Source organism: Thalassospira tepidiphila MCCC 1A03514 (assembly GCF_001662875.1).
In the GTDB taxonomy this organism is placed as follows: Bacteria; Pseudomonadota; Alphaproteobacteria; order Rhodospirillales; family Thalassospiraceae; genus Thalassospira; species Thalassospira tepidiphila.
Genome location: NZ_JPVZ01000006.1, coordinates 116,521 through 132,172, shown reverse-complemented (window position 1 = coordinate 132,172; position 15,652 = coordinate 116,521). Strand labels below are relative to the sequence as shown.

19 protein-coding genes are annotated in these 15,652 nt (G+C 50.8%); 15 read left to right on the top strand and 4 right to left on the bottom strand.

Features of this window, described 5'->3' with window-relative positions:
* Positions 1-466 precede the first annotated feature (466 nt).
* From TH4_RS14270 to TH4_RS14255, 4 genes are all read right to left on the bottom strand, one after another.
* Positions 467-1,666 (bottom strand): ABC transporter ATP-binding protein, encoded by a 1,200-nt coding sequence (locus tag TH4_RS14270; protein ID WP_064781636.1) that lies wholly within the window; start codon positions 1,664-1,666, stop codon positions 467-469.
* Positions 1,667-1,735: 69 nt separating this feature from the next.
* On the bottom strand, positions 1,736-2,458 hold the full coding sequence (locus TH4_RS14265) for a copper resistance protein B (protein ID WP_063093944.1): 723 nt from the start codon (positions 2,456-2,458) through the stop codon (positions 1,736-1,738).
* A gap of 2 nt (positions 2,459-2,460) precedes the next feature.
* Complete coding sequence (locus TH4_RS14260) at positions 2,461-4,143, bottom strand: copper resistance system multicopper oxidase (RefSeq protein WP_064781635.1); 1,683 nt, start codon at positions 4,141-4,143, stop codon at positions 2,461-2,463.
* Between the two features lie 78 nt (positions 4,144-4,221).
* Positions 4,222-4,785, bottom strand: coding sequence for a cupredoxin domain-containing protein (locus TH4_RS14255; protein ID WP_083997108.1), 564 nt, complete (start codon positions 4,783-4,785; stop codon positions 4,222-4,224).
* Positions 4,786-5,125: 340 nt separating this feature from the next.
* On the opposite strand from TH4_RS14255, the gene TH4_RS20675 reads away from it, so the two are divergent.
* The 15 genes from TH4_RS20675 (at position 5,126) to TH4_RS14185 (ending at position 15,551) form a co-directional block, all read left to right on the top strand.
* Positions 5,126-5,362: a hypothetical protein gene (locus TH4_RS20675; protein WP_147252120.1), complete on the top strand. Its 237-nt coding sequence runs from the start codon at positions 5,126-5,128 to the stop codon at positions 5,360-5,362.
* A gap of 259 nt (positions 5,363-5,621) precedes the next feature.
* Complete coding sequence (locus TH4_RS14250) at positions 5,622-5,951, top strand: hypothetical protein (protein WP_063089330.1); 330 nt, start codon at positions 5,622-5,624, stop codon at positions 5,949-5,951.
* A gap of 365 nt (positions 5,952-6,316) precedes the next feature.
* Positions 6,317-7,258 carry a WD40/YVTN/BNR-like repeat-containing protein gene (locus TH4_RS14240; protein ID WP_196871078.1) on the top strand — a complete coding sequence of 314 codons (942 nt, stop codon included), beginning with the start codon at positions 6,317-6,319 and terminating at the stop codon, positions 7,256-7,258.
* A gap of 14 nt (positions 7,259-7,272) precedes the next feature.
* Positions 7,273-7,761: a DUF411 domain-containing protein gene (locus TH4_RS14235; protein WP_196871077.1), complete on the top strand. Its 489-nt coding sequence runs from the start codon at positions 7,273-7,275 to the stop codon at positions 7,759-7,761.
* Positions 7,754-7,912, top strand: coding sequence for a hypothetical protein (locus TH4_RS20670; protein WP_022733241.1), 159 nt, complete (start codon positions 7,754-7,756; stop codon positions 7,910-7,912). The genes TH4_RS14235 and TH4_RS20670 overlap by 8 nt, the downstream gene beginning before the upstream one ends.
* Positions 7,909-8,394, top strand: a complete 486-nt coding sequence (locus TH4_RS14230) for a c-type cytochrome (RefSeq protein ID WP_063089329.1) — start codon at positions 7,909-7,911, stop codon at positions 8,392-8,394. Before TH4_RS20670 ends, TH4_RS14230 begins: the two co-directional genes overlap by 4 nt.
* Positions 8,391-8,996, top strand: coding sequence for a DsbE family thiol:disulfide interchange protein (locus TH4_RS14225; protein WP_063093935.1), 606 nt, complete (start codon positions 8,391-8,393; stop codon positions 8,994-8,996). Before TH4_RS14230 ends, TH4_RS14225 begins: the two co-directional genes overlap by 4 nt.
* Positions 8,993-9,595, top strand: a complete 603-nt coding sequence (locus TH4_RS14220) for a TlpA family protein disulfide reductase (protein WP_245227898.1) — start codon at positions 8,993-8,995, stop codon at positions 9,593-9,595. Before TH4_RS14225 ends, TH4_RS14220 begins: the two co-directional genes overlap by 4 nt.
* 13 nt (positions 9,596-9,608) lie before the next feature.
* Positions 9,609-10,025 (top strand): hypothetical protein, encoded by a 417-nt coding sequence (locus TH4_RS20815; RefSeq protein ID WP_197464517.1) that lies wholly within the window; start codon positions 9,609-9,611, stop codon positions 10,023-10,025.
* Positions 10,018-10,278: a hypothetical protein gene (locus TH4_RS14210; protein WP_063093933.1), complete on the top strand. Its 261-nt coding sequence runs from the start codon at positions 10,018-10,020 to the stop codon at positions 10,276-10,278. Before TH4_RS20815 ends, TH4_RS14210 begins: the two co-directional genes overlap by 8 nt.
* Before the next feature lie 62 nt (positions 10,279-10,340).
* The gene (locus TH4_RS14205) at positions 10,341-10,991 is read left to right on the top strand and encodes an SCO family protein (protein ID WP_063093931.1); all 651 of its coding nucleotides are present in this window, start codon (positions 10,341-10,343) and stop codon (positions 10,989-10,991) included.
* A complete protein-coding gene (locus tag TH4_RS14200) occupies positions 10,988-11,437 on the top strand; it encodes a copper chaperone PCu(A)C (RefSeq protein ID WP_062956573.1) in 450 nt (149 codons plus the stop codon). The genes TH4_RS14205 and TH4_RS14200 overlap by 4 nt, the downstream gene beginning before the upstream one ends.
* Entirely contained in the window at positions 11,434-12,081 is a 648-nt protein-coding gene (locus TH4_RS14195; RefSeq protein ID WP_062956572.1) for a thioredoxin domain-containing protein, read from the top strand. The genes TH4_RS14200 and TH4_RS14195 overlap by 4 nt, the downstream gene beginning before the upstream one ends.
* An 84-nt stretch (positions 12,082-12,165) precedes the next feature.
* A complete protein-coding gene (locus TH4_RS14190) occupies positions 12,166-12,906 on the top strand; it encodes a cytochrome c biogenesis CcdA family protein (RefSeq protein WP_064781632.1) in 741 nt (246 codons plus the stop codon).
* 188 nt (positions 12,907-13,094) lie between these two features.
* Positions 13,095-15,551, top strand: a complete 2,457-nt coding sequence (locus tag TH4_RS14185; RefSeq protein ID WP_063093927.1) for a heavy metal translocating P-type ATPase — start codon at positions 13,095-13,097, stop codon at positions 15,549-15,551.
* Positions 15,552-15,652: the final 101 nt, after the last annotated feature.

The following is a 15,652-nucleotide window of genomic DNA, read 5'->3' as shown; positions in this document are numbered from 1 at the left end:
ACGCATGCCATCGGCAGGTGCAGAACCCAGAACAGTTATTCGCTATTTGTTCGGGAGGATCAGGATATGGGAGGCTGGAAAATCCATGACCGAGATACCGGCTGAAGGGACACTTCTTCTATCCCGTTCTGTACATGGGAAAACTCGGAAACCGGTAGGATAATCTCGGTAAGGACCGCTGATGTGGAGTGACAAGAAACCTGAGGGCAGCACGAAGCCAGGTCATGCTGGTGTTCAACGTCAAAACCATTGAGTTCTGCAGAATGCGCAGGAAAAGATCCAGTCGACGCGACTGCAATATGGGGAGCAAGCATAATAGCGCTCATCCCGACGAGCAGGATCAGTACGGCGCGTATTAGTGCTTGCTGTGCATTCATTGATCAAACTTCCTTTGGGCAGTAACGTAACACTTATGCCCTTAAATATCGAGTTACGTTGACCTACCTCAATTAAGGGGACGTTTTTTTTAACCGACTTCAGACAGAACCGTTACATCTGCAAGCCGGTTGTCCGTACTGTTGATTTCCTTTGAGATGTAAGGTTTGATTTCGGAGTATCTGACGTGAGCATCGGCTTGCGCCTGATAGTAGCGAAAGAGCTCTTTTAGCGGAGCGCCCATGTCTTTGTATGCAGTTAATACTGCGATTAGAGCCCCGAGCGTGAGATCGCCTTTTATCACCAGATACCCTCCAATTGTGTAAAAGAAGAAGGGCGTCATCTGTGATATGAAATTGTTTAAAGACTTCATGGCGAACTTGTTCTTGTGGATAGAGAGACGAAGGTCGTGAAGTCGCTTGTATGACCCGTAAATATCCCGGGCACCTGGCTGGTTATCGTTTGAGATGTTCCCTATCTTCTCGCCGAGAACTCTGACTTCCTTCAGCCGCGTTCGAGACAAAGCATTAATTTTCTTCTGGAATCTGGGGATGACAAAAATCTGAAGCGGCAACAGTGCGGTTGCGGCGATGCCCAAAACCAAATCTTGCACGAGCATGAAAGTCAGAATCGTCAGGAATGTACCGCCTTGTAACAAAGGCAGCACAATCGACTCTGCAGCATATCCAGCTACGGGCTCTACCTCCTGCACAATAACCGGAATCAATTCCCCTCCTTTGGGGGATGGCTTTCGAAAGCTGAATTTTGAAATATCAAGCCGTAGGCGGCGTGACATGTGTTCTGCCAGCGCACCGGATTGCAAATTAACCTGATATTTCAGCCAGCCATGCACGCCAATCGCCAATAAAAAAAGCAGACAGAGAGTAAGTAAAGCCATCGTTTGAGAGAACTCCATTCCTAAATAGGTAACTGGAAAATGTCCTGACTCAATGGCGTTGTTGATGATCAACTTCGGAAGCTCGAGGCTCATGTAAAGAGCCGGCAAAGAGGCCGTCGCCAGTAGCCCCAGTTTTATCTGCCGCTTCCATGAAGCTCTGAATATGTACTGCAGGAGCGCTGTTCCGCTCTTTGCCGAGGGCTTTTGAGCCTGTTGCGCAAGAACAGATCTGCGGCGTCTTAAAGCCCTGTATCCCGTCGCGCTGAGAATAATAATTAGCGCAACCGGCACCCCAAACACCACCAAATGGAATACAAGATGAACCCACCAGTGTGCATCGCTTGATATGTAGTGCGTCAAGCGATGCCCCATATCGTGGACGATTTCCATCATTGTAGTTAGGTTCCTTGAGAAGGTTCGGCAAAACAGACAGGGAGGAAAGTCCTCCCTGTCGTGTGATGCTTAGAAAAGAAGGCGGAGACCGGTTACGAGGTAAGTTGCCTCGTAATCTTCGCCGTCATCTTTTGCAAAGTCTGCGGTTTTGCCGAGTTTCCGCTCATAGGCAACCCCGATATACGGTGCAACGGCACGGTCGATGAGGTCATAGCTAAGCCGCAGTCCGATCTCTGCGCTTGAAAACCCGCGTCCGACCTCAATCTCGCGATCGTCAGAGAACGCAGCATTCAGCTCAAGCGAAGGTGTGAGGATTAAACGATTGGTCAGCAAGCCTTCATACTCAACATCAAGCCGCGCACTGCCGTCTCCGGTCTCGCTGACAAACAGATCAGCGTCGACTTCAAACCATTGAGGAGCAAGCCCCATGATTCCAACGGTTCCATACCAACGATCTGTTGTGCTTGGCGTATCCAGACGAATACCGGCTTTGGCATCGAAAAAGTCGCTGATTGGTGTTTGCAGGACCAGTCTGTTCTCGAAGTTTTCGTAAAGGTCGTTTTTGAGATCACGCTCGCCTTCGCCTTGCCAACGTAACTTCAGTTCATCGGTGCCAACAAATGCATCACCATCCCAAACGAAAAGATTTTCCCCTTCGTCACCAGAGCGGTATTCAAACTGCTCCATTTGAATGCCATAAAAGATGTGATTGTCTGCTTTGGCAGTGAACGAGAAGGACAGGATCGTGGAAAGAACACCACCACCAATCGCGGCCAAAGTTAGTGTTTTCATTGTTATTGAACTCCATTCTCAAGTGCCGCGACGGCTGGACCGCCCTCTACAACCACTTTTCGGAACATGCCAGAAGCCATGTGATAGCTAAGGTGACAGTGGAAAGCCCATTGCCCAGGTTCATCAACTTCGGTTTCCGAATAAACGGTCATGCCAGGGTTGATATTGATGGTGTGTTTAACCGGATCCCATTTACCGTTGCCAGTATCGAGGATTGACCACATCCCGTGCAAATGCATCGGGTGTGACATCATGGTCTCATTGACGAACTTGAAGCGCACCCGTTCGCCATATTTCAAGCGGATAGGTTCTGCATCTTCATATTTGACGCCATTGATTGACCACGTATAGCGTTCCATGTTTCCGGTAAGGCGCAGTTCAATTTCACGCGTTGCAGGCCGTTCAGGGTACAAAGGCTTCTGTGCCTTCAGGTCGGCATAGGAGAGGAACTTTCCGCCATTGGCTGCTTTTGGTGTCAAACCACTTCCAGCGGCATAGAAGGGATCATCTTTGGACATTCCCATCTGAGAATGATCCATTCCGGCCATATTCGAATGGTCCATTCCAGCCATACCGTTCTCGTTACCACTGCCCATCGAAGAATGATCCATTCCGGCCATGCTACCGTGATCCATTCCCATGTCCGCCATTGTCAGCAACGGAGCGTCCATGCGTCTGGCTGGCATTTCAGCTTTCAACCCTTCTTGCGGCGACAACGATCCGAATGCATAACCCGAGCGTCCCATTGATTCGGCCATGATTGCATACGGCTTTTCAGCTGTCGGCTGAACAATCACGTCGTATGTTTCTGCAACCGAAATGCGGAATTCATCAACCTTGACCGGTTGAACATTGTTGCCGTCAGCCTGGACAACAGTCATTTCAAGTCCCGGAATGCGGACGTCGAAGTAAGTCATGGCCGATGCATTGATGAAGCGCAGGCGCACACGTTCGTTTGGCTCAAATAGTCCGGTCCAGTTTTGTTCCGGTGATTTACCATTGATGAGGCCGACGAAGCCCTGAACGTCTTCAATATCTGTTGGCATCATGCGCATGCTGCCCCAGTCTCCACGTTCAGAGAGAGTTTCTCCCAAACCGTTTTCCGAAACGTCGGAGATGAAGTCTCCGAGCGTGCGTTGGTTACGGTTGTAGTAGTCCGGCATCATCTTTAGGTTGCGCAGAATACGCGCCCCGGAATGAGGGTGCTTGTCTTTCAGAACAACGACATATTCACGGTCGAACTTGAATGGCTCGCGTTTTTCGGGTTCGATAACAATTGAGCCGTAAGCGCCATCTGGTTCCTGGAAGCCAGAGTGGCTGTGAAACCAATAGGTCCCGCTCTGTTTGACAGGAAAGCGATAGGTAAAAGTCTCGCCCGGTTCGATCCCGGTGAAGCTGATGCCCGGCACACCGTCCATCTGGTAGGGAAGGATCAACCCATGCCAATGGATAGATGTAGTCTCGTCCAGGTTGTTCGTCACGTTGATGACGGCATCTTCGCCTTCTTTGAGGCGCAAGGTCGGACCGGGCGAGGACCCGTTATAGCCAATTGCTTTGGTTTTCATATCACCTGTGTCGATGGTAACGTAATCGACAGACAGATTATAGGTTGCCGCATACCCTGCTGTTGACACAGCAATAGTGCTTAGCGCCCCCAAAAGGGCACGCCCAAGAAGTTTTCTCATTCTCATGATCTCCGATGGTTGAGGTGCGCCAGAGGCAACAGGGAGGGATTCCCTCTGGCGCGAGACCCTGCGCAGTGGTTACTGCAGGCGAACTTTACCGACCATGCCGCTCTCGTAGTGGCCTGGTACATTGCACGCAAATTCAAGTTCTGCGTCTTTCGGGAAGGTCCAGATCACCTCGGCAGAATCACCCGGCTCCAGAAGTACGCTGTTCGGATCGTTGTGCTTCATGGTTTCACCGTTCCCCATGTCCATTTCCATCATGTCCATGTTGATTTTGTCTACTTCAAGGGCCCCGTGTTCCATCATCATCATCATTTCTTTTTGATGGTCAGCATGCATGGTTGCGGTGCCGATGTTGAATTCGTGAACGAACTCACCCTTGTTTTCGACTAGAAAACGAACGGTTTCGCCGCCGCGAACAACAATCTTTTCCTTGTCATAGAAATTGTCTTCCATCGTGATCCGAATTGTCCGGCGAACATCAGAGATATCGCCAGGCGCTCCGATTTCGACGCCATCATTATGACCGCCACTATGACCTGCACCAGCAAATGCAGAAGTCTGGATACCGGCAAGGCTACCCATAGCAAGGGCGGAAGCAACAGCAAGGCGAAGGACAGAAGTAGTGTATTTGGGCATGAAAATGCTCCCGAGATAATTCAGTATAAAGGATCTCGTTACGCAAACCTTACACAGAGTCAGTGATCGGACTCATAGCGACAGATTACGTCACGAATGCAGTTTAGATAAGGAACTGAATATCTTAGGTGCGGGGAGGTTTGACGCTAACATCAAGCTCTGCAGGCGAGAGCGTTCTGTCTTTTGCCCAGTACTTTACAGACAACAAAACAGGTGCAGCGTTCCAGTTACCAGACATTTGCTGCACATAGGGACCACAAACAGCCATGCCACAAACATCGTTGTGCGATGGATCCTGTGTGTGAGAACTACTGTCAGCCATGACGGAGACAACACTGTGATGGCCACTGTTAATATCAGCGGCTTTGGCATGCACGGCCTCAGCGCCAGACAGCATTACTGTCAACGCGATGATAACCGAAAGTATGCACGAGATGATCCGCAAAAGGAGAATCCTATCACAATGTTGCAGCGCAATGGTTATCTTGATGTATCAATGCGGTCAAGTGGCAATATTGTGGCAAAGACAGACTATTTCACGAATTTACATCTGCTGCTTGAGCCATCAGCAAGGTGAAAACAATAGATTACTGCATTCGTCGCCATGAAATCACGTTATGCGCTACAGATGAACAACCTGTTGTGCTGAGTTATTCACTAATCTGCGGGTATGACTTGCTAACAATCAATTTATAGATGAAGCACAATCAAATCCTATTAAATGCTGCGTAACCCAACAATTCTCCTAGTCTCTGGATATGGGCACAGAGGTGCAGCAATAGGATTTACTGTAGTTCGATATAGACAGCATCGCATCCTTGGGATAGAAGTAAACCATGCTCAATCGCATCAGGTTTTTGACCATACTTTTGATAGCTGCTTTTGCCGTCGGGACAAGTTTCCAGACGGTCAATGCTGCTGTTATGGAGGTCGGGATGCCGATGGCGGAATTGGCAATGGACAATTGTCAGGATTGTTCTGGCAGCGGCGACATCATGCCGGACTGCGATATTGCGTGCCCTCAGGTATCAACTATCGCAATTTCGCCTGTACAAGTTGCAATACCTGCACTCGCCTCAGTCGAGCATTTCGGGCCGACAGGCAGCCTTACCGGCCGCTCAAACTCTCCCGATCCATTCCCTCCCAGAACCAACACTCTGAACTGATATCTCCTTAATCCGTTTTGGTTTGAGGATATCAGTGTCATGGGGCATCACCGCGATTTCTCATGACATGCTTCGTGCCCGCAATTTTTGTTGTGGGCCTTACAGCTTCTTCAGACAAGGTTGGAAATCATGTTTTCCGATCTACGGGTGCCAAAATGTCGGCTTTGGTCGGTATTTCTTGGCGCAGTCGCGACATGCACCAAAGCATAGCTTCAGCTTCACTCAACGAGCAGGCGGCAATCCGCCCCGGCCTTGAGCGTCCCGCTTTTACTGGTGCCCGGCCTCTGAAGATCAAACCTTATAGGATCATTGTGAGCGGGATTCGGATTACGTTCTGATGCTCCAACTCCTTGAGAAACTTGCATATGAAAAGAAATACCATAGTCGCGGGCTCTGTTTCCAGACGTGCGCTGCTTCGCGGTCTCGTGACATGTGCTGGCCTCTACCTGTTGCCAGCAACAACCCTTGCCGCGGTTAGTGAAAGCTCAAACAGTGCAATTGCTTTTGATAGCAATGCGCTGATTATTGCACGCGGGTCATTGCTTCTGTATCGCGATAGGGATCGAAACTGGATAACATTGCCGGAGATGTCGGCAGGTTCCATTCTCACACTTGCAACACATCCGGAACGGCCGGGCCGAGTTATTGGTGGTCTGGATACCGGCAGGATTGTTCTGTCTGTAGATGGCGGGAAAAGTTGGGACGTACGTGGGCAAGGACTGCCAAAAGCGGCAGTCACTGCCATCACAACTGCGGCGACAAACCCAGATACCATATATGCCGCCATTCGCGGTGACGGCTTATGGCAGAGCGATGATGCTGGTCAGTCATGGGTGTTTGTCATGGACCGGCCATGGTTAGCGAATGCCGAGCGAGATCTGACAGCACTGTCTTCAGTCGATCTGGCAACCGGAATGGGTGGGATCTGGCTATATGCCGGAACCGATACCGGTGTAACGCGTGTGCCGGATTGTTTCTGCCGTTGGCAGGATGTTCAGCCGGGCGATGCCATGGATGCTCTTGCGTCCGGAAAGCAGGCAACTCCCAAAGTACCCTTACCTGAGGGTGAACCTGTGAGTGCGCTGGTCAGTGCGGTATCGCGACCGGCCACACTTTATGCCGGATTGCCATCCGGAATTTGGCAATCGCAGGATGCGGGTGTCACCTGGTTAAAGCGTTCAGAAGTTATCGCAACAGCACTCGCGGTTCATCCGCTACGCGCTGATGATCTCGTAATTGTGAATAACGACGGGGTTTTACAAAGCCCAGACGGTGGCAGGACGTGGACCGCCATTGCGAACATATGATGATGGAGAAACAGATGAGAAAATTAGTGATTGTGACAGGTGTTGCGATTCTGGCTGTTGCCGGAAGTGCTGCATTTACAATGTTTGCTCCGGGAAAAGGAGAGGCGCAAACGAACGTGACAGTAGCTGGTGAGAGAAGCAAATCGATCACAATCTATCGGGACCCGAACTGCGGATGCTGTGATGCCTATGGCGAATATCTTGAGACCAATGGATATCAGGTTACCCGTGTCGATGATCGCGATTTCGACAAGCGATCCGTTGCCGCCGGTGTCCCGGAGCAAGGGCTGGGCTGCCATTTGGCCGAGATTGACGGATATGTCGTAAGCGGGCTGGTTCCCGCCGAGATCATTGAACGGATGCTTGATGAACGCCCGGATATAACGGGTATCACGCTGCCCGGCATGCCACCAAATGCGCCGGGCATGGCACGTGAAAAAACCGGGACGCTGAAAACCTATGCGTTCGGAGAGGACGGCATTGCCGTTTACGCCAATGAATGAGTGTTTTGGACAGATGATGGATGGTTCGATGATGGGTGGCCCGATGATGATGCTGATGATGGCAGGAGGCGGTCTTGTGTTTCTTCTGATCCTTGCGATCCTGATCATGAGCGTTCTCGCGTTGTTTAAATATCTTCGGGGCGGGAAATGAGTGCGGTATCGCCCGGATCAATGGTCACCGGATTAATGGCTGGCGTCGGCATGGCTTTGTTGTTCGGCGTGATGGATGCCAGCGCGAAGCCCGAGAATCTGACTTTTCTCGAAAAGCCGCTCACTCCGGAACAGATAGCACTGGGCAAGGATGACTATGTTGAATTTTGCGCATCGTGTCATGGCTCAAATCTTGAGGGGCAGAAAAACTGGAAGCGCCGCCTTGACACCGGGCGGATGCCCGCGCCGCCACACGATGCCAGTGGCCACACATGGCGCCATAGCGATCAGGAACTGTTTGCGATCACCAAGTTCGGGGTTGGCGCTGTCGTGCCGGGGTATGAGAGCGATATGCCTGCATTTGAGGATGTGCTGAGTGATGAGGAGATCATCGCGGTACTCGGTTATATCAAGAGTGTCTGGTCGGACGAAGAACGCGAATTCCAGCACAATCTCAATCTTAAAGACGGGAGGGCGAGATGATTGCAGTCCCCAAAGAACATCGCCCGCAGAAACGGTTCAACCGGCTGATCTATTTCTTACCGCTTGGCATAGCATTGATATTGGGTGTGGCCCTAGCGAAGGGATTAACTCTTGATCCCAACACACTCCCCTCTGCCCTGTTGGGTAGACAGGTCCCGGAATTTGACCTTCCACCGGTAAAAGGTCGAACACAAGGTTTGTCGAGTACAGATATCAGAGGTGAGGTGTCGCTGGTCAATGTTTTTGCCTCCTGGTGTGTTGCGTGTCGCGAAGAGCATCCCGTGTTTATGAAACTGGCTCGCGACGGCACCGTCCCACTGCATGGCCTGAACTATAAGGATCAACCTGACGACGCTGCAGAATGGCTCGATAGTCTTGGTGATCCCTATACGAGAACCGGCGCGGATATTAATGGACGTGTGGCGATCGACTGGGGCGTCTATGGCGTCCCCGAGACCTTCGTTGTCGATGCGAAAGGGAACATTGCATACAAGCATGTCGGGCCGGTGACGGAAAAAGTGATGGCCGAGACCATTCTGCCAAGGGTCGAAAAATTGCGTAATGAGGCCTCAGGTGCCGGAACTGCGGAGGCACCTCGATGAAGAGCCTCTTAGTGCATATGAACCTGAAAGTGGGGTTTGCCGCTGGCATCATACTGGTGGTTGTTACCACATTGACCATAGTTTCGTTACGCAACGAGAAGAATGTCACCGATCAGGCAGCGGACAATGTAAGGCAGAGTCAACAGCGCTCGTTTGTCATGCATGATGCTCCCCGGCCTCTTCCCGAGTTCGGGTTCGAAAACGTCGAAGGTCAACCCATGACATTGAGTGATTTCGAGGGAACGGTCGTCTTGCTGAATGTCTGGGCTACTTGGTGTGTTCCATGCCGGGAGGAAATGCCGACTCTGGATGCCCTGCAGGCCGAACTCGGCAGTTCGGAGTTCAAAGTCGTTGCCTTGTCGATCGACCGGGCCGGAGTGGATGTCGTGCAGGATTTCTATACCGAAATCGGTATCCGGAATCTGGACTTCTTCATCGATCCAACCATGAAAACCACGACGGCTCTGGGTATCCCCGGTTTACCGACGACGCTTCTGATTGACAGGAACGGCCGCGAGCTTGGTCGACTTGTCGGACCGACCGAATGGGCGACAGTAGAGATGATAAAATTTCTTGAAACCCACATCTACACCGATTGAGGAAGGATCCCCTATGACTGAAATACAACGGACCAAATCCGGCAATACCTCGCTTGGACATGACGTGGTTCATGCCGTTCGATACTACCTGAAGGGACGTCGCGGTTTGCTCGTGCTGGCAGGAACCGCACTTGTCGCCGGACTTGCATTTAACTGGAGCTGGCTGGTTGCCGCCGGCATCGCGCCTTTGCTCCTCTCCGTTCTGCCGTGCGTAGCGATGTGTGCGCTGGGTTTATGCATGAACAAAAAGGCCTGTTCGTCGAAAAAGAGCGCCAGCGATATCGCCCCTTCCTCCGATGAAATCCCGAAAAACAGTCTTCCCGGCAATGAGGCCGGAAGGTCCCCGGCTGCATCAGGCGCAAATATAGCGTCTTTAACTCCGCAGTCGGGACATGAGTCCACAACCGAAAGGAATGTTAAAGATGCGTAAGTCAATCAAACTCACCGCTATTGCCACAATGATGGTCGCGGGACTGGCGACAACAGCCCTTTATGCCCAGGAAGCCCAAACTCCGGACATGCAATCCCCGATGATGGAGCATGACGGCAATTCCGGCATGGGGGATATGCAGGGCATGATGGGTATGATGAAGATGATGAGCCAGATGGGTCCGATGATGGAGCAGTGTACTGAAATGATGGCTGCAATGACCGATCAAATGCCGAAGCCTTCCGACAAATAACATCGTGACATGACACCCGCCCGGGACAAATACCCGGGCGGGATTTTCTACGGGATCGTTTCATGACATCGCATAATTTCAACCGGTTACGTTTCATCCGTTCTATATTATGGGGGATGGTTGTTCTTGCTGCCCTGCTCTTTGGCGGCGCATATATCTTCCAGGCTTCCGACCGCAAGCAAATGTCGTCGGGGGCCGAAGGGACGGGAGAAGCCGCCATTCACTCTGATTTTTCCTTGACCGATCATCAGGGAAACCGTGTGACCGAAGCAAGCTTTCCGGGGCGTTGGCAACTTGTCTTTTTTGGTTTCACACACTGCCCTGATGTTTGTCCGACCACACTTGCCTATATGGCGGATGCGCTTGACCGAATGGAATCCGAAGCCGACCGTGTGGCACCGATATTCATTACAATTGATCCGGTACGCGATACACCTGATGTCATGGCTGAATATGTCGAGGCCTTTCATCCGGCGCTGATCGGATTGACCGGTAGTAAGGAGGATGTCGCTGCAGCCGCCGAGGCTTTTCGGGTCTATTACGAAAAGTTGGACGACGATACAGCACCGGACGGCTATTTGATGGCCCATTCCGGGCATCTTTATCTGATGGCACCGGATGGGCGTTACCTGACTGTCTTTCGTGAAGGAGATCAGCCGGCAGAAGACATGGCAATCCGGATTCTCGCGATCATGAATGGGAGTACAATATGAAAAGAACAGCCATCGCCCTCGTCATGACCTTGCTATCAGCACTACCGGTTTCTGCCGGAAACCTTGTCGAAATATCTGACGCCTGGGCACGTGCCACGATTCTGACATCCCGTCCGGGTGTGGCATATCTTACGATCACAAGCGCTGCGACCGACCGCCTTCTGGAAATCACCACAGCTGTGGCCGACCATGTGATGATACATGATGTCGTCACGGTCGATGATGTTCGCCGGATGCGACATGTCATGGCTCTGGATGTTCCGGCCAACCGCCCGGTCACTCTGGCGCCGGGGGCAATGCATCTCATGTTGACGGGATTGCATGAAAAACTCCGTGAAGGTGAGAAGTTTCCCATGACATTGCGCTTTGAAAACGCAGGCGAGATTAGCATTGACGTCGCCATTCTTGGCATAGCTGCCGCCGGGCCGCAGGGGGAAACAGAATGATCCGGTGGTTGTTTTTGATCCTGGCGTTGACGGCCTCACCAGCTTTTGCGAATCATCCCGGTGAACACCTTGACGAGGTGATGGCGGATAAAGAGCCATATTTTGAGGTGACAAACACCGGAAAGGTTCCAGAGATAGAACTTTTTAACCAAAATCAAGGTCGCTTTAATTTGAGCGACCTTGATGATCAGATACTTATTTTAAGTTTTGTGCCAAGGGATTGTGGTGCAGCCTGTGCAGAACAGCAAACCCTACTGGCGTCCTCTCAGGCGAGGCTGAATATTAGCCCGATGCGGGAAATGGTCACGTTCATTACCGTTCATTCCGAAGATTTTTCAGATACTCCTTCTTGGGATCTGGTGAACTGGCGGCCTGTTATGCCGTCTTCGGATATCAGTGCTGTAACTGTTGCCGATAAATTCGCCAAATTGAGCCAGCGTGACGGGTCTGCGCCGATGATTCATATTATCGATCGGAATACCCGCCATGCCGGTATTTTTCACGGCACGAGTTTCAATCAGATGAATCTGATCCTTTACGTGAACGGATTGACAAACGCTGTCCACCCCCCAAAGCCGCCTGTTGAAAAGGGGTGGCTCGATCAGTTAACAGACTGGTTCTCAAAAGTAGGAAAAGAGCCCTGAACAAAGATAGGCTTAGCACTGTTTGGTTAGCTGACCTTCCTGTTCTCTGAATACTTGGTTCCTGATTTTACGGAATACAGATTAATGCCTGAACTTTCCAATATCGGCATAATAAGCGCGTTCGCCGCAGGCCTCATATCGTTTCTCTCGCCATGCGTGCTGCCTCTGGTTCCCGGATATATCTCCTATATCGCGGGTGGTGCCTCTCTTTCGACCAGAACGGAGGCAATCCGAGTTGGTCGATTGTCATCTCTTGGTTTCAGCCTGTGTTTCGTTTTGGGCTTCACCACGGTTTTCGTCCTTCTGGGGGCCAGTGCAACAGCACTTGGTCAGGTCCTGCTCGGGTACCGGTTCGAGATGAATCTGATTGGTGGCGGCATTGTCATTCTGTTCGGGCTGTTCATGCTGGGAACGCTCCGTCCGGCGTGGATGATGCGAGAAGCACGCTTTCATCTTGATCTGCCTGGTGGGCGTGTGACTTCGGCATATGTGCTTGGGCTTGCTTTTGCGTTCGGGTGGACGCCCTGCATTGGCCCTATTCTCGGTGCCATTCTGACTGTCAGCGCCGCGTCGGCAACTGTCAGCGATGGTATTGCTTTGCTGATCGTATATTCCGTGGGGCTTGGTGTGCCGTTTCTCATGGCAGCACTGCTTACCGAGAGTCTGTCTGTCAGATTGAAATCCATAGGACGCTTTGGGCGTTATCTCCGTGCAGCGGCGGCCTTGATCATGATTGCTATGGGGACGGCGATGATGACCGGTTATATGTCCGCCTTTGCGTTCTGGCTGCTGGAAACATTCCCGCTTTTGGGGCGCATTGGTTGACGGGCCAGGAAGAACCTTCCAACACTTAATGGCTTTCTTAGCAGTGACTTGTGCGCGCTATTTTTTGCCGAAAAATTGGAAGAAAACAGCAAAGTACACGTCGTGTGAGACACTTCGAACAAAATACTTGACCTTCCAGTGACTGGAACCTTCATACTTGCTTAAACAGCAGACAATCAGAGGTTCAGATGCAAAACCATAATCACGTGCAAATAAAACTTGATGGCATAACCTGCTCCTCTTGCGTAGCAAGAATCGAGCAAACTCTATCCGCGATGAAAGGTGTCGGAGAAGTATCGGTCAATCAGGCGAATGAGACAGCCCGAATGAAGGTCGACAAGGCGCAAAGGCTTGTCGAGATTGCTCAAGCGCTTCAGAAACTTGGTTATGCCCCCCAATATGGCAACGTAACTCTAAGTGTGAATTCAATGTCATGCGCCTCTTGTGTTAATCGCATCTCAAAGTCGCTTGGCCAAGTCACCGGCGTAATAGACGTAGCCGTCAACCTTCCAGCTGAGACTGTAGCGGTGAAATTCCTACAGAATGTTGTCTCTCCGACTGAATTGTCCTCCCAACTGACTGCTTCCGGTTATCCATCTGAGATCAAAGAAACAACGGACAGTTCTATCAAGAATAAACAGGTTGCGCGTGAAATAGCCTACCGTACGCTTTGGGCTGCTTTGCTAACTCTGCCTATTTTTCTGACCGAAATGGGCGGTCATATCATCCCGGAACTTGCTAATGTTATCGAAAGCACGATCGGGCAGCAAACTTACTGGACGCTGCAATTTATCTTAACAACAGCAATTCTTGCCGGGCCGGGCAGATACTTCTTCATCAGAGGTGTCCCTTCTCTTCTGAAAGGTTCTCCAGATATGAACAGTCTGGTCGCACTCGGAACGGGAGCGGCTTATATATTCTCTACCGTTTCCACATTTCTTCCTGAACTTATACCTGTGGAAGTTCGCGCAGTATATTTCGAAGCCGCAGCAGTCATCATTGTTCTCATCCTGCTTGGCCGTTTTCTGGAAGCCCGTGCAAAGGGGAGGACTGGAGCGGCGATCCAAAAACTTCTGGGACTTCAAGTTATAGAAGCACGAGTACAACGCGATGGCGAAAGCGTCATTGTTCCTGTTGATGACCTTCAAGTTGGCGATGTTATTATAGTGCGCCCGGGTGAACGAATCCCGGTTGATGGTGTAATTGTTGAGGGAAACAGTCATATTGACGAGAGCATGATAACGGGCGAGCCAATTCCTGTTGCCAAACAAGCTGATTCAAAAGTCACAGGAGGAACCGTGAATGGTGCAGGAGGCTTCAGTTTTCGCGCAACTCGTGTTGGTGAAGACACAACATTATCGCAAATAATTCGGATGGTTGAAGAAGCCCAATCCACCAAACTTCCCATTCAGAGTCTGGTTGATCGCGTAACTCAATGGTTTGTACCTGCAGTCATGTTTTTTTCTGCACTAAGTGTCTTGGCATGGTTTTTGTTCGGTCCTGAGCCAGCCGTTACAATGGCGTTGGTGGCAGGTGTTTCTGTTCTAATAATAGCCTGTCCTTGCGCAATGGGGTTAGCCACACCAACCTCCATCATGGTTGGAACAGGTCGTGCAGCTGAAATGGGTATTTTGTTTCGCAAGGGAGACGCACTTCAGGAACTTCGTTCCGTTCAGATCGTTGCGCTCGACAAGACTGGTACTTTGACGGAAGGGCGGCCAGAGGTAACCGATTTTGTGGTTGCTCAAGGCTTCACAAAACTTGAAGTTTTAAGGTATGTAGCTGCTGTTGAAGCCAGATCGGAACACCCGATTGCCAACGCAATCGTATCTACGGCGCGCCGTGAGAATATTGACGCAGACCAACCAGTTACAGATTTCACCTCATTCACTGGTTACGGCGTCCGAGCAAAGGTTGATGATGCAACTGTCCTAGTTGGAACTGAACGCCTGATGCGACGAGAACAGATTGATCTCAAAGATTTTCCTGCAGTTGTTCAAAAGCTCTCACGAAACGGGCGAACAGCATTGTACGCAGCAATTGACGGACAGGTTGCTGCTGTTATCGGAGTGTCAGATCCTGTAAAGCCTTCAAGCAGGGACGTGATAAAAGCGCTTCACAGCCTTGACCTGAAAGTCGCAATGATAACAGGTGACAGTCTTGAGACTGCACAGGTAATTGCAGAGGAAACTGGAATTGATCATGTAGTTGCTGGAGTGTTGCCAGACGGCAAGGTTGCGGCCTTGAATGATCTTCGTGGAGAGGGGCGGAAGATTGCATTTGTTGGTGACGGTATTAATGACGCACCTGCTCTCGCTCATGCCGATGTTGGGATCGCGATAGGCACAGGCACTGACGTGGCAATTGAGTCGGCAGATATTGTTCTGATGTCTGGCGATCTTGGCGGCGTCATCAATGCCTTTGAAGTATCCAACCGGACGATGCGAAACATTCAGCAAAATCTGTTTTGGGCTTTTGGCTATAACACCGCACTTATCCCTGTTGCTGCAGGTCTGCTTTATCCTTTCTCTGGAATTCTGCTCACTCCTGTTCTCGCAGCAGGCGCAATGGCGTTGTCTTCGGTCTTTGTTTTAACAAATGCATTGCGGCTCCGTAAAATTGTGCCGGTAATGCGTATGTTGTGATCGCGTGATTGGATTGAGAAAGAACTGAAAAGTTCTATTAGATCGTGAGTGCGTCAAAGTACCGGTAGGAGAAGTTCTTCTCGGCAAGAACCTCTCTTACC

Excerpts from the sequence above, each read along its gene's own strand:
- TH4_RS14270 (WP_064781636.1), bottom strand. The coding sequence starts at position 1,666 with ATGATGGAAATCGTCCACGATATGGGGCATCGCTTGACGCACTACATA.
- TH4_RS14265 (WP_063093944.1), bottom strand. The coding sequence starts at position 2,458 with ATGAAAACACTAACTTTGGCCGCGATTGGTGGTGGTGTTCTTTCCACG.
- TH4_RS14260 (WP_064781635.1), bottom strand. The coding sequence starts at position 4,143 with ATGAGAAAACTTCTTGGGCGTGCCCTTTTGGGGGCGCTAAGCACTATT.
- TH4_RS14255 (WP_083997108.1), bottom strand. The coding sequence starts at position 4,785 with ATGCCCAAATACACTACTTCTGTCCTTCGCCTTGCTGTTGCTTCCGCC.
- TH4_RS20675 (WP_147252120.1), top strand. The coding sequence starts at position 5,126 with ATGGCCACTGTTAATATCAGCGGCTTTGGCATGCACGGCCTCAGCGCC.
- TH4_RS14250 (WP_063089330.1), top strand. The coding sequence starts at position 5,622 with ATGCTCAATCGCATCAGGTTTTTGACCATACTTTTGATAGCTGCTTTT.
- TH4_RS14240 (WP_196871078.1), top strand. The coding sequence starts at position 6,317 with ATGAAAAGAAATACCATAGTCGCGGGCTCTGTTTCCAGACGTGCGCTG.
- TH4_RS14235 (WP_196871077.1), top strand. The coding sequence starts at position 7,273 with ATGAGAAAATTAGTGATTGTGACAGGTGTTGCGATTCTGGCTGTTGCC.
- TH4_RS20670 (WP_022733241.1), top strand. The coding sequence starts at position 7,754 with ATGAATGAGTGTTTTGGACAGATGATGGATGGTTCGATGATGGGTGGC.
- TH4_RS14230 (WP_063089329.1), top strand. The coding sequence starts at position 7,909 with ATGAGTGCGGTATCGCCCGGATCAATGGTCACCGGATTAATGGCTGGC.
- TH4_RS14225 (WP_063093935.1), top strand. The coding sequence starts at position 8,391 with ATGATTGCAGTCCCCAAAGAACATCGCCCGCAGAAACGGTTCAACCGG.
- TH4_RS14220 (WP_245227898.1), top strand. The coding sequence starts at position 8,993 with ATGAAGAGCCTCTTAGTGCATATGAACCTGAAAGTGGGGTTTGCCGCT.
- TH4_RS20815 (WP_197464517.1), top strand. The coding sequence starts at position 9,609 with ATGACTGAAATACAACGGACCAAATCCGGCAATACCTCGCTTGGACAT.
- TH4_RS14210 (WP_063093933.1), top strand. The coding sequence starts at position 10,018 with ATGCGTAAGTCAATCAAACTCACCGCTATTGCCACAATGATGGTCGCG.
- TH4_RS14205 (WP_063093931.1), top strand. The coding sequence starts at position 10,341 with ATGACATCGCATAATTTCAACCGGTTACGTTTCATCCGTTCTATATTA.
- TH4_RS14200 (WP_062956573.1), top strand. The coding sequence starts at position 10,988 with ATGAAAAGAACAGCCATCGCCCTCGTCATGACCTTGCTATCAGCACTA.
- TH4_RS14195 (WP_062956572.1), top strand. The coding sequence starts at position 11,434 with ATGATCCGGTGGTTGTTTTTGATCCTGGCGTTGACGGCCTCACCAGCT.
- TH4_RS14190 (WP_064781632.1), top strand. The coding sequence starts at position 12,166 with ATGCCTGAACTTTCCAATATCGGCATAATAAGCGCGTTCGCCGCAGGC.
- TH4_RS14185 (WP_063093927.1), top strand. The coding sequence starts at position 13,095 with ATGCAAAACCATAATCACGTGCAAATAAAACTTGATGGCATAACCTGC.